Source organism: Ottowia thiooxydans DSM 14619, assembly GCF_000422885.1.
GTDB classification, from domain to species: Bacteria; Pseudomonadota; Gammaproteobacteria; order Burkholderiales; family Burkholderiaceae_C; genus Ottowia; species Ottowia thiooxydans.
This window is the reverse complement of record NZ_KE383944.1, coordinates 84321-97194: the sequence shown is the minus strand read 5'-3', so window position 1 is coordinate 97194 and position 12874 is coordinate 84321. Positions and strand designations below refer to the sequence as shown.

The window sequence follows — 12874 nt, the reverse complement described above, 5'->3', positions numbered from 1 at the left end:
AAGTGACGAGCCAAGAAGGACGCCACCTCGCTCTCCCGAACTTTTAAGCGCGAGACGCTTACTGCTTGATAGCTTCCACCGTGGCAATCAGCTTGACGTCCTTACCGGCCACCATGTTCAGACCGTAGTCCATGCCCCACAGAGTGCGGTCGATGATGCCTTCGAAATTACCACCACACACTTCACGCTTGACCATGGGGCTCTGGTAGCAAGCGAACTGGGTCGCCTTCAGGGTAACCGGGTGGGTCTTGTCCTTGATGGTGAGTTGGCCATCCACAGTGCTGACCTTGTCGCCGTCAAAGTGGAATTTGGTGCTGACAAACTTGATGGTCGGGTACTTAGCGACGTTGAACATCTGCTCGCCTTTCAAATGACCATCGAAGGGCGGCACGCCGGTGGAGATGGATGCGGCATCAATGCGCAGCTCCACATGGCCGGTCTTGGCAACCGGGTCGTACTTGATCGTGCCCTCTTCCTTGTCGAAGCGCGCCCGGTTAACCCCAGCGCCGAAATGGCTGATCTCGAAAATTGCGGAGGTGTGCGTAGGTTCGGTCACGTAGTCAGCAGCCTGGGCGGGCAGTGCAGCGGCCAGAGTAGAACAAATAGCGATGGCAGTAAGGGATTGACGCATGAAGTGCATCCTTTCTTAAGATAAGACTTGCTATAAAAAATATAGCTCCTGCATCCACACAATTCGCTGGAGCTGGAGCTGGATCTTCAACTTGAGTTCTGGTCAGATTTTTCCAACGCCGGTCAACACCAGCTTGAACTTGACCTGCACGTCGTCAGCGACCATGGAGGTGTCAGCCCACTCCTGTTCGCCGATCTTGTAAGCCAGTCGCTTGATGTCGAACTGACCGCTGGCCGTAGTCTTGCCGCCAGCCTGCGTGAGCTGTACCGGCACCGTCACGTCACGGGTAGCGCCTTTGATAGCCAGTTGCCCTGCCACTTCAAATTTACCTCCCCCTAACGCCTTGACGCTCTTGGACTGAAAAGTGGCCTGCGGGAATTTCGGTACGTTGAACCACACGGGCTTGGGTAGCTCGGCATCAGTCTCTTTCACGCCCAGAGTCGCACTACCTGTATCAATCGTCAGATTGATTTTTGCGGCCTCGGGCTTGGCTGCGTCGAACGCAATCTGGGCGCCGAACTTCCGGAACTGGCCTTCCACCGGCACACCCATTTGCTTGCTCACGAAGCTAACGCTGCTCTCGGCAGGCACCAACGCCTGCTGCGCGAGCGCAGGTGCGGCAGCAACCAGCGCGACTGCGGCGGCCATCGCGCTTGGAATCAGGGAACGAAATAACATCTACATCCTTATCAAAGTAAAAATCTCAACGACTCAAGCCGATGCGGGCCAGCAAGCCATCGCGGTCGATCAAATGGTGTTTCAGCGCGGCCGCCACATGCAGCAACACCAGCGCCGCCAAGGCAAAGGCAGCCGTGCCATGCCAGGGCTTGATGGATTCGGCCAGTGCCTTGTCAACTGAGAGCAAATCCGGCAGTGGCAACACTCCGAACAGCACAATAGGAAATCCTGCGGCAGAGCTGTAGGCCCACCCAATCAACGGCACCGCAAAAAACAGCAGGTACAGCAGGTAATGTGTGCCGTGGTGCGCCGCACGCTGCCAGAGCGGCATGCCTTCCACAACCTGTGCAGGCAGTGGTGGCGGACGATGCGTAAGGCGCCAGAGCAAGCGCAAGAACGACAAAATCAGGATAGTCACCCCCGCCCACTTGTGCCAGTTCATAAGCTTCAGCTTAGCCGGTGAAAATGACAGTCCAGTCATATACAGACCAACGCCGAACACCCCCACGAGCGCCAAGGCCAATAGCCAATGAAATGCGATGGCCACATGTGTGTAGCGAGACGAAGATGAACGGGAAGCGCGCACAGGAATGACTCTTTTCAAGCTGGGCAGAAAGTGCCCAAGCAGGATAGGTTCCTGATTCAGGGGGAAAAGTTCAATCGCTCCCTTGAATTAGTGCCGCGTTGAATCGCTAAAAAAGCAAAGCCACCACTTCATAGGCGAATACATAACCACATACAAGTTGAAGTGTCGATGCGTCCACTGAATCTGGACATTTCACTTTTCGATAGGGCCATCGTTTCCGGCTCAGTTAGCGCCTGGGGCACGGCACCCTGTATTCCTGGCATGGGCCGCCCAGTACGATGAGGGAAAACCTCCAGGCCGAAGCCGCCCGCGCCGTGAGGCTTGGCTAGCGACTCGTCAGTGCCCCGTCTTACGACTCGAGGGAGATCATGCGGTTCGGTACTGACTCAAGCGGATCTTGGAACACGCCGCAACCACGACAGGCGCCTTGCCGTCGTGACCGTGTGTTCCTGAAACCGAGAAACAGCATGAGCCGCCGCGGCAACTGTCACGACAACGCCGTAGCTGAGAGTTTCTTCCAGCTGCTCAAACGTGAACGCATCCGTCGTCTGATCTAGCCAAGCCGTGATGACGCCAGAGCCGATGTCTTCAACTACATCGAGATGTTCTATAACCCCAAGCGGCGCCACTCCCAATGGCTCAATAGTGTCTAGGAAGTCCGGGACGATTCAAAGGCGAGGTGATGGCCGATCTTGGTTGCTAATCAGTCAGAGTAGTGTGTCTGGTTAAGGCCACAATGAATGTAGAAATCTATGGCAATTTTTTGCCTCTACCATCTTGATAGCCAAAAATAAGAATATTTTACTAAAAACCAAACGACAAGAAAATGAATCTATGAACAATTAATTTCATGGGAATCTTGCGAGTTTACTTCCACACTGAGAATTTTGATGATCTGTAGGGTTACTCGTTTGTATTGCTACTCGTTCTAAGCAGGCGCTCTCCTTGGGTAAACGGGCGGCACAAATTTTAATGTCCATGTGAAGGATTTATTTATGTATGCATCTATGTCACGCATCCTTCGAAATCCTTCTTATCTTGCTATAGCGGCATTATTGCTATTTGGTGGCACTACCCAAGTTAAAGCACAGAGCACAATAATCATATGCGAAGATAGTCAGATTGTTAATATATTTAACGAGGCTTGCACAAGCATTACCGACTCGTCCTTTTTGACAGGGACCCCCGATGTGGGCAGTGCATTGGTCGGTACGGCATCCACTCCAATTGCCAATGTCATATCTAATGACACGATTTTTAGAGGCCCTGATGATTTCGACGATGGAAACAAGTATGACGCAGCGAATCTGAATGAATTGATACTAACGGTATTAACGCCCGCCACCCACTCGGGCGTTGTTCTTAATACAGTTACAGGTGCAGTGACGACCACGGCCACGGTGCCAGCTGGCACATATGTCATAAGTTATAACTTATGCTTCTCAAAACAATTTACCATTGATGCCGAAACTGGCTTTCACCTAGACCAAGTTCCATCGACCATTTGTTCTTCGCCGACATCTGCAACAGTGACAGTAGCTGCTGTAGCGCCCACTAACGGTGGAGTGCACAACGTTCCAAGCCTGAGTGAATACGGCTTAATGATTTTGAGTTCAGCTCTCTTGTTTTTTGGTTTTCCGCTAATAAGACGTCGTAGCAAGTGACCGCCGCAAATAGGATCAAATTTTCCTGGCGACTGGTTTTGCCCCGCCGCCATATAGCCATTAATCATGCGTAGCTCACCACCTTGACCTGCATGGCCTCGCTCATCGACCAACCTTCGATGCGGCGTGAGTACAGGTCCATCACAGCTGCTGCGTAAAGCCAGCCTTCAGCTGTCCAGATGTAGGTAAAGTCAGCTAGCCACTTCTGATTTGGTCCACTGGCGTGGAAGTCGCGCTGCCGATGGTTGGGTGCGATGTGGTTGTCAGGCTTGCTGCCTTTATCGCTAGGTAGTCTGCGTCGCTTGTGGCGGGCCTGCAGCTTGACCAGATGCATCAACCGGATGACGCGGTTCATCCCGCAGCGCTCGCCCAGCTTTCTAAGGTCGTGCCAGACACGCGCACTGCCGTAGGTTCGGTCGCTGAGCTCGAAGCTCTCTCAGATAAGACGGGTTAGTCTCGCATCGTCCTGGTTGCGCTGGCTTGGCGCTCCACCCATCCATTCGTAGAAGCCACTATGGGAGACCGCCGGAATCCTGCACATAGTGCGGGTGGGCCAGACGCTACGATGCCGCGTGATGAAGCCGTACTTCACTACGGGTCCTTGGCAAAGTAGCCGAGCGCTTTTTTTAGGATGTCGCGCTCCGTGGTCACGCGACGCAGTTCGCGTTGCAAACGCTCAACCTCAGTGGCGGCCTCACCGCGCAGCAGCCGGCTCGCTTGGAGGTCCATCATCCCGCCACGTTCTTGAGCTACTCAGCGCCTGAGTACGGGACTGGCTCAAAAAGGCCTAAAACCAGAGCCCATGCGGGTTCTGAGACTGCAGGGGGCACGCTTGCTTTAGCCTTGGTAAATTGCAAATGGTAGCCCCCCCTACTGTGCCCCCACGCGAAGCGAATACCCCCGAGCATCGGCGGTCAGTGACGAACCACTCCTCCTCATTGCCCACAGGGCGAGCCCCATATCTAAGGACATAGGCGTACCCTGACGAACATCTCTTCCTGTTTAGACGTTAAACAGGAAGTTCAGCACGTCGCCATCCTTGACGACGTATTCCTTGCCTTCGCTGCGCATCTTGCCCGCATCCTTGGCGCCCTGCTCACCCTTGAACTGAATGTAGTCATCGTAGGCAATGGTCTGGGCACGGATGAAGCCGCGCTCGAAATCGCCGTGGATCACGCCAGCGGCCTGCGGCGCGGTGTCGCCGATATGGATGGTCCATGCGCGAACTTCCTTCACACCAGCGGTGAAGTAGGTTTGAAGACCCAGCAATTTGAACGCAGCGCGAATCAAACGGTTCAGCCCGGGCTCTTCCTGCCCCATCTCGGCCAGGAAAATTTCCTTGTCTTCATCTGTCATGTCGGCCATGTCAGCCTCCATCTTGGCGCAGATGGCGACTATGGGCGCGTTCTGGGTCGCTGCATACTCCTTCAAGCGATCCAGGTACGGATTGTTCTCGAAGCCATCTTCGGACACGTTGCCCACAAACATGGCTGGCTTGGCGGTGATCAGGCAAAGCGGTTTGAGGATGGCTTGCTCATCTTTTGAAAGATTCAGCGTTCGCACAGGTTTGCCCTGGTTCAGCGCCTCTTCCACCGGACCCAACAGCTTGATCATGGCCGCAGCTTCCTTGTCGCCACTCCTGGCTGCCTTGCTGTAGCGGTAGTTTGCTTTCTCCACGGTACCCAGATCAGCCAGGCACAGTTCCGTCTGAATCACCTCGATATCCGAGATGGGATCAACCCTGCCCGCCACGTGGATGACGTTCTCATCTTCGAAACAGCGCACCACATTGACGATGGCATCGGTTTCGCGAATATGGGCCAGAAACTGGTTACCCAATCCTTCACCCTTGCTCGCGCCAGCCACTAGGCCCGCAATATCGACAAATTCGACGATAGCAGGCAATACGCGCTCAGGCTTCACGATCTCGGCCAGCTTCGCCAGACGAGGATCAGGCACTTCCACCACGCCGGTGTTCGGCTCTATGGTGCAGAAGGGGTAGTTCTCGGCGGCGATGCCCGCCTTGGTCAGCGCGTTGAAAAGCGTGGACTTGCCCACATTGGGCAGGCCCACGATGCCGCATTGCAAGCTCATGGAAATTCCTTGTAAATCAACCCCTTACAAACCACTGAGCAGAATGCCAGCATGGTGAAATTGCCCGATCCACGCCTGGCGCAAGCGCTCTTGCAAGCCGGGTGTTTCGGTCATTTTTCGAGGGCTTTGTCCTCGTTTTGCCTAAGGGGAAACTGATACTGATTGTACTGATCGCGGAAAGCTCGGGCGCGGGCACCTGAAGCTGCCGAAAACCCTCCACGCGGCTCTAATCGAACTTGAAGTTCGCCGTCACCACATCGCCCACGCGAAGCGTATGGCCCACACCTTCGCGCACGATGCTGTTCATGCCAAAGCTAATGGCACCATCAAGCCGTGGATCGGCTCGGTAGCTTTGCAGGGCATCCATCACATGGGTACCAGGCACACCTGTGCCTGGGTCCACATTTGGGATGGGGCAGCGCGGACACGGCTTGACCGGCTGCACACGAACGAGCCCCTCCTCGGTGGAGATAGTCAGCTCTTCAAGTCGGTCTTCATCGTGGTCTTCGACGCCGGCCAACACAATATTGGGCCGAAAACGCTCCATACCGACAGCCTCATGACCCGCCGCATGCAGGCGTGTATTCAAGCCCTCCAGCGAAGCCTCGCTGGCCACCAGGAGCGGAAAGCCATCGGCGAACTCGATGGCGGCGTCTACCTCGCCAGTCCACTGCTTCGACGCGAGCCGTTGCACTTCGGGATCGAAACGAACAAACCGTAGCCCCGGCTGCCCGAGAAAATCACTGAACCACTGGGCCGCCACATCGCCCATGTCCCATGCGGGCACTTCGTCTTTCCAAACGCGCACAACGGCGGGGGAATCAACCTGGTCAATGCCCACATGCAGGGCAAGCATGCCAGGGGCGCGCAAGATCACCTCGAAGGTTTTGATTTGAGGGCGAATCAACACCATGCGGGGCAGATCCCTCTGCGTGATGAAGGTGCCCGAGCTGTCCACCACCATCCAGGCGCGGTCGAGATCCAAGCCGGTTTCTGTGAGCACCGCCTCGCGCACCTCCACGCCGGCACAGGATTTGACGGGGTGCACGAAAAGGCGAGCAATTTTTGCCTGCACGTCGCTTGAGGGGGTATCAGATTGAGACATTCTTGGCATCCAAATAAGCACGAGAAATATGCGAAAAGCGTAGCCGAATCTTGCATTGTCTCTGAACGCTGGCAAGGCGGCCCGGCTCGACCGGGAACAAGCTCCAGGAAGGACACAGTTTCCTGCTCGCTGGTTTCTGATGTGGAAATCAGAGGTTTCACGTCCACATGCCCGTGGACCGCTTCTGCCCCATAGACTCGTTTTCGAGGCGACCTTGGAAGCCTGGCGCCCTCCGGTCATGTGCGGCACTTCGGCTCTGCTCTGAATCTCCCCCGGAGACATCGAAACTGCTACAGGAATCCAACCATGCGTACCTTTTTTTCCTTCTTCGTCTGGCTGGCCTTGGCCGCTGTTCCAGCCGTTGCGCAAACCTACCCGGTAAAACCCATCAAACTTGTGGTGCCGTTTGCTGCCGGAGGACCCACTGATGCGACGGCCAGAGCGCTGGCGGAGGACTTGACGAAAGCACTGGGTGTGGCGGTCGTAGTGGAGAACCGTGCCGGAGCGAACGGATTGATTGCAACGCAAGCCGTTGCCGCAGCGGCTCCCGATGGTTACACGCTGATCTACACATCGCTGAATCACAACGTCAATCCGCTGTTGATGAAGAACCCAAGATATGACCCGGTCAAGGACTTCGTACCGATCTCCCAGGTCGTCAGCAGCCCCCTGATGTTGATTGTCAGTACCGGCCTGCCCTACCGATCACTCGCGGATCTGATTGCCGCAGCCAAGGCGGGCAAGTCCACCATTAGTTTCGGGTCTGCAGGAACCGGCGGCTCCGCTCATCTGGCCGCTGAATTGCTCAAGAAGCAGGCGGGGGTCAATATGCTGCACGTGCCCTATAAGGGAAGCGCGCCTGCAGTCCAGGATGTGATTGGTAGCCAGATTACCTTCATCTTCAACCCTTTCGGTGGTTTGGCAGATCTGCTGGCCGGTAAGCGCGTTCGCGGACTCGCGACGACTACCGCCGTACGTGACCCTCGCTATCCAGATGTGCCCACCATGAAGGAACTAGGCTTTGTGGGCTTCGAGGAGGCGCACCCCTGGTCCGGTCTGTTGGCTCCAGCAGGAACTCCCCAGTCCGTCATCGACGCTGTATTCAAGGCGGTTCGCACCTCTGTGACATCCGGTGCGGTTCGGGACCGAGGTGCCCAGGTGGGGCAAGAGATCGTGGGAAGCACTCCCGACGAATTTACTGCCTTCCTCAAAAGAGACAAGGAACGGTGGACAAAAATCATCGCCGACGGCGGCTTCTCAGAGCAATAAATGATGTTTGGCAAGTTGTACTGGGAAAAGGTGGCGCTGCGGGCACAGTCCATCGAGGATTTGCGGCAAGCCGCATCGCGCTATCTCCCCCGCGTGATGTTTGACTTCTACGACGGCGGTGCAGAAGACGAGTGCACACTGCGCGGCAATCGCGAAGCGTTTACGCGGCTTCGCTTGCGTCCACGGGTGTTGGTCAATGTCGAGAAAGTGTCCACCACCCAACTTATCTTTGGCGCACCGGCAGGCATGCCTGTGGCGATTGCCCCCACCGGAGGTGGTGGTTACGGACGGCGAACGACCGATGTGGCATTAGCCAAGGCGGCCGCTCATTTTGGGCTGCCCTACACCTTGTCGACCTCGGCTACCGCATCCATAGAGCGGATTGCCCGCGAGGCTCCCGGCCGGCATTGGTTTCAAGCCTACATCCTCAAAGATCGCGAGTTGCTGAACCGGCTGATCGACCGGGCGCGTGATGCCGACTACGAGGCGTTGATGATTACCGTCGACCTGCCCGTTGGTGGCAAACGGGAACGAGACCTTCGCAACGGCTTTCGGACTCCTTTCCGCATGGGATGGAAGATTGCATTAGACGGAATGCGGCATCCGCGTTGGACACTCGGCGTGGCCCTTAGAGGCTTTCCGTCACCTGAGAATCTGCTTGAACTCGATCGAAGCATGAACACAGTCAATGGAGCCATGACCAGTGTGGGCAAAAGCTACGACCCGTCTTTCGACTGGGATCGACTGAAGGAAATTCGGGACAAATGGCCAAGGCGCCTCATTGTGAAAGGCGTGGTTCGCGGCGATGATGCGGCCGAGTTGGTCAAGATGGGTTGCGACGCCATCGTCGTGTCAAACCACGGCGGAAGGCAATTGGATGGAGGCATTGCCACAATGGATGCGCTGCCCGATGTCCTTGGCGGCGTGGCTGGCCGTATACCGGTCTTCGTGGATGGCGGCGTTCGCCGCGGGGTTGATGTGCTCAAGGCCTGCGCTGCGGGAGCTTCAGGCGTACTGGTGGGGCGAGCAACCCTGTATGGCGCACTCGCGGCAGGTGAACCCGGAGCGATGCGCTCGCTTTCCATACTGAAAGATGAGCTGGACCGTTCAATGCGCCTTTGCGGCATGCGAGATCTGAGCACCGTGAACGGTGACCTGCTCGCAACCGTGTCAGAGCACTTCGGCGCCGGAGGGCATCGTGCCAGAAGCCTGGATAGTGCCGTGAACTTTACGTAGGAGAGATTGCATATGCGGTGGATACGATTTTCGACGAACGATACGGTTCAGTTTGGCTTGCTGAATGATGACGATCACGTTTCGCCAGTACGCGGAGACCCTTTCAACGGATACGAGAAAACCGGGCAGCGCCTGGCATTTGCGGACGTCGTGCTGGAGGTCCCGGTGATTCCCACCACGTTCTACGCCGCGGGCATGAACTACGCAGACCATGTACTGGCCATGTCTCGCCGCACGGGGGTAGAGGCCAAGCTGCCGACTGCAGCTGACATCGGCTATCGGGGAAACAATGCGCTGCTGGCACACGGACGCGACATACTCGTGCCTGCAGATGCGGGCCCACGTGTTCAGTACGAAGCCGAGCTGGTCGTGGTGATCGGCAAGAAAGCGAAAGGTATTGAGGAGAGCGAAGTACCGGGCGTGATCCTGGGCTACACCATTGGCAATGATGTAAGCGAACGAGATTGGCAAAAATCCGACCGCACCTTCTGGCGCTGCAAGAACACCGACACCTTCAAGCCGATGGGGCCGTGGATCGAAACCCAGTTCGACCCAAGCGGCGCCAAGACCAGCATACGACTCAATGGCGCCTTGCAGCACGAGTTCGACACGGAAGCCATGATCTTCGGGGTCTCGCACTTCATCAGCCGCATGTCACGCTACCTGACTTTGTGGCCAGGTGATGTCATCTGGATGGGGACGGACGGAACCTCACCCGATCTGCAGCACGGCGATGTTGTAGACATTTCGATTTCAGGGCTGGGTTCGCTACGGAACCGGATCATACGAGTAGGCCACGACCGCAAGGCATTGGAATCCCCCGACAAGCAGGAGCCACGATGAGAACAAGCGTAGTAGTCAGGTCCAAGCGATCTGAAGTCAGCCCTGAAGAATGGGACGCCAGGGTCAACCTGGCGGCGGCATACCGGTTGACCGCCGAGTATGGAATGACGGACATGATCGCCAACCATATCTCGGTGGCGGTTCCAGGCGAGCCAGATCATTTTCTGATCAACCCCTATGGATTGCTGTACACAGAAATTACCGCATCCAATCTGGTCAAGATCAACGGAAATGGAGACATCATCTCCAATTCAGAACTGGATCTGGGTATCAGCCGCGCTGGCTTTCGTATTCACAGCACCATACACGCGGCCCGCCCTGAGATGGCCTGCATCATGCACACCCACACCAGGGCCGGCATGGCGGTTTCCGCACTGAAGTGCGGCCTGTTGCAACTCACTCAGACCGCGACGCGCTTTGACAAGATCGGCTATCACCGCTTTGGAGGGAGTGGCTTCGACGAGAACGAGCGCACGTCGCTGATCGAAAACCTTGGTGACGCAGAGGTCCTCATTTTGCGAAACCATGGGCTTTTAACCCTGGGCGAGACCGTACCAGAAGCTTTCAATGCCATGTATAGGTTGGAGTTGTCTTGCCGGGCTCAAATCGACGCGATGTCCTGCAATACAGATCTGAATTTGCTCGCACCTGAAGTCATTGCGCTGGCCCAGTCACAATGGAAACCTCAGGTCACCCGGCGCTACGGCATGCTGGAATGGCCTGCCCTGCTCCGGCATCTCGAGCGAATTGATCCCACTTACAAGGACTGAAAACGCCAGCGGTGTGGATAGCGGGTTCATACTGGCGGAATGGATTGTGGGCGCACATGAACACGCTCCCTGAGCGCCGCCTACAATGGCCCTCATGGCGCTCACTCCTGACATCTGCATCCGCGGCGCCGGCATCGTAGGCCGCGTGCTGGCATTGCTTCTGGCGCGCGAAAGGCTGCGCGTTTCATTGGTTTCCCCTCCGCGCGATCCGGCCAGCGGCCATGGGGACGTGCGCGCCTATGCGCTTAGCCCCAAAGCCAAAGCCTTGCTCGAATCCCTGCGCTGCTGGCCCGATGAACGCTTTGCCACGCCGGTGCTGGAGATGCAGGTGCACGGGGACCAGCAGGGACACCTGCAGTTTTCCGCAGACACCCAGAACGTTGCAGCGCTGAACTGGATCGTTGATGTTCCCGCCCTGGAAGCGAAACTGGCCGATGCCGTGCGCTACCAGGGGGCTATTGAGGAAGTTCCTTCACCCGTACATGCGCCGCTCACAGTGGTATGCGAGGGCAGAGCGAGCCAAACCAGGGCTGCGCTTGGGGTGGAGTTCAGCACCACGCTCTACCCACAGCATGCCATCGCCACCAGAATTGACTGCGAGCATGCCCACGGACAGGTGGCTAGGCAGTGGTTCACCCCAGGGGGCGAAATTCTGGCTTTTCTACCTCTGGACGGTCCGCAGGGCAAACAGGTCGCTGTGGTTTGGTCGGTGCGCACAGAGCGGGTGAGTGAATTGATGAATTGCGAGCCAGGCGCGTTTGCCGCGCAATTGGCTGAGACCAGTGGCGGCGCATTGGGCGCAGTCGCTATGGCCGCTGAACGGGCATCCTGGCCTTTAATGCTGGCGCACGCCAAAAGATGGGTAGGCACCATGCCTGGCCGGCCCGGCGAGAGCTTTGCGCTGGCTGGAGACGCGGCGCACGCCATGCACCCACTGGCCGGGCAAGGGCTGAACGTGGGTTTGGGCGATGTCAGCGAGCTGGCTGGGGTACTGGCCTCACGGCCATCGTGGCGCAGCCCGGGAGATATGCGGCTCCTGCGCCGTTATGAACGGGCACGCCAGGCAGATTGGCTGCGCATGAGCCTGACGACCGATGCCATGCAACAACTCTTTAGCCGCCCCGAGGGCATGCTGGCCTCGCTGCGCAACTGGGGCATGACCATATTCGACCATAGCGGGCCGTTAAAGTCGGGAATTGCCCGTCTGGCCATGGGAACTGCGGACGCCCAAATGCCTCGTACACCCTTTACATCCGATTAGTCGGTATCTTCATGATGACCTCAAAACAAAAAATCGCCCTTCTGCTTGCAATGGCCTTCGCACTCCCCGTGATGGCCCAGACGCAGGAAGCGGCCATCCGCAAGAACTTGGCCGAACGCATCCCTGCGCTGGCGCAAATCGATGAGATCACCAAGACGGCCATGCCTGGGTTGTTTGAGGTGCGCGTGGGCACCGATATCCTCTACACCGATGCCGAGGGGAACTACCTGATCCAGGGAAGCCTGCTGGATACCCGCAACCGCAAGAACCTGACCGACGAACGCGTTGAAAAACTGACCGCGATCGACTTCAAGGATTTGCCGCTGAAAAACGCCTTCACCATCGTTCGTGGCAATGGCAAGCGCAAAGTGGCGGTATTCGAAGACCCCAACTGCGGCTATTGCAAGCGGTTCGAGAAGGACATGCAGAACGTCAACAACGTGACGGTCCATCTATTTCTGACACCCATTCTTGGTGCTGACTCAGAAGAAAAATCGCGAAACATCTGGTGCGCCAAGGATAAGGCCAAAGCCTGGTCTGACTGGATGCTGAGCAATACGCAGCCCAAGGCCGCCAGCTGCAACACCGACGCCCTCACAGCGAACGTGGAGTTCGCCAAAAAGTACCGCATTACCGGCACACCCACCCTGGTGTTCGCAGACGGCACTCGCGTGCCTGGCGCCATCAATGCTCAACAGGTAGAAAAACTCCTCACGCGCTGATGCGCCGCGCCCGCG

Annotated in this window: 12 protein-coding genes and 2 pseudogenes; 8 read left to right on the top strand and 6 right to left on the bottom strand. The window is 56.9% G+C overall.

The window, feature by feature from the left end:
- Positions 1-58: 58 nt before the first annotated feature.
- The 3 genes from G518_RS0132115 to G518_RS0132105 form a co-directional block, all read right to left on the bottom strand.
- Positions 59-631, bottom strand: coding sequence for a YceI family protein (locus G518_RS0132115; RefSeq protein WP_028605957.1), 573 nt, complete (start codon positions 629-631; stop codon positions 59-61).
- 102 nt (positions 632-733) lie between these two features.
- Positions 734-1309: a YceI family protein gene (locus G518_RS0132110; RefSeq protein WP_028605956.1), complete on the bottom strand. Its 576-nt coding sequence runs from the start codon at positions 1307-1309 to the stop codon at positions 734-736.
- A 25-nt stretch (positions 1310-1334) separates the two neighbouring features.
- Positions 1335-1895: a cytochrome b gene (locus tag G518_RS0132105; RefSeq protein WP_036596847.1), complete on the bottom strand. Its 561-nt coding sequence runs from the start codon at positions 1893-1895 to the stop codon at positions 1335-1337.
- A gap of 464 nt (positions 1896-2359) precedes the next feature.
- On the opposite strand from G518_RS0132105, the pseudogene G518_RS39705 reads away from it, so the two are divergent.
- Together G518_RS39705 and G518_RS39700 are read left to right on the top strand one after the other, a co-directional pair.
- Positions 2360-2548, top strand: a pseudogene (locus tag G518_RS39705) (integrase core domain-containing protein); the annotation flags it as partial.
- Between the two features lie 342 nt (positions 2549-2890).
- The gene (locus G518_RS39700; protein ID WP_084652469.1) at positions 2891-3559 is read left to right on the top strand and encodes an IPTL-CTERM sorting domain-containing protein; all 669 of its coding nucleotides are present in this window, start codon (positions 2891-2893) and stop codon (positions 3557-3559) included.
- A gap of 67 nt (positions 3560-3626) precedes the next feature.
- Here the strand turns inward: G518_RS39700 and G518_RS41610 are convergent.
- The 3 genes and pseudogenes from G518_RS41610 to G518_RS0132075 all read right to left on the bottom strand — a co-directional run.
- A pseudogene (locus G518_RS41610) lies at positions 3627-4312 on the bottom strand (IS3 family transposase); the annotation flags it as partial.
- 249 nt (positions 4313-4561) lie between these two features.
- Positions 4562-5653, bottom strand: coding sequence for a redox-regulated ATPase YchF (gene ychF / locus G518_RS0132085; protein WP_028605952.1), 1092 nt, complete (start codon positions 5651-5653; stop codon positions 4562-4564).
- Between the two features lie 226 nt (positions 5654-5879).
- Positions 5880-6758, bottom strand: a complete 879-nt coding sequence (locus G518_RS0132075) for an MOSC domain-containing protein (protein WP_028605951.1) — start codon at positions 6756-6758, stop codon at positions 5880-5882.
- Positions 6759-7064: 306 nt separating this feature from the next.
- On the opposite strand from G518_RS0132075, the gene G518_RS0132070 reads away from it, so the two are divergent.
- The 6 genes from G518_RS0132070 (at position 7065) to G518_RS0132045 (ending at position 12859) form a co-directional block, all read left to right on the top strand.
- Complete coding sequence (locus G518_RS0132070; protein ID WP_028605950.1) at positions 7065-8027, top strand: tripartite tricarboxylate transporter substrate binding protein; 963 nt, start codon at positions 7065-7067, stop codon at positions 8025-8027.
- Complete coding sequence (locus G518_RS38005; protein ID WP_245598230.1) at positions 8028-9263, top strand: alpha-hydroxy acid oxidase; 1236 nt, start codon at positions 8028-8030, stop codon at positions 9261-9263. It begins immediately after the preceding gene.
- A gap of 12 nt (positions 9264-9275) precedes the next feature.
- Complete coding sequence (locus G518_RS38000; RefSeq protein WP_051237649.1) at positions 9276-10106, top strand: fumarylacetoacetate hydrolase family protein; 831 nt, start codon at positions 9276-9278, stop codon at positions 10104-10106.
- Positions 10103-10876 (top strand): class II aldolase/adducin family protein, encoded by a 774-nt coding sequence (locus tag G518_RS0132055; RefSeq protein ID WP_028605949.1) that lies wholly within the window; start codon positions 10103-10105, stop codon positions 10874-10876. The genes G518_RS38000 and G518_RS0132055 overlap by 4 nt, the downstream gene beginning before the upstream one ends.
- Before the next feature lie 94 nt (positions 10877-10970).
- Complete coding sequence (locus tag G518_RS37995) at positions 10971-12137, top strand: FAD-dependent monooxygenase (protein WP_051237653.1); 1167 nt, start codon at positions 10971-10973, stop codon at positions 12135-12137.
- Between the two features lie 14 nt (positions 12138-12151).
- Positions 12152-12859 (top strand): DsbC family protein, encoded by a 708-nt coding sequence (locus G518_RS0132045; RefSeq protein WP_036596882.1) that lies wholly within the window; start codon positions 12152-12154, stop codon positions 12857-12859.
- The last annotated feature ends 15 nt before the right edge of the window (positions 12860-12874 follow it).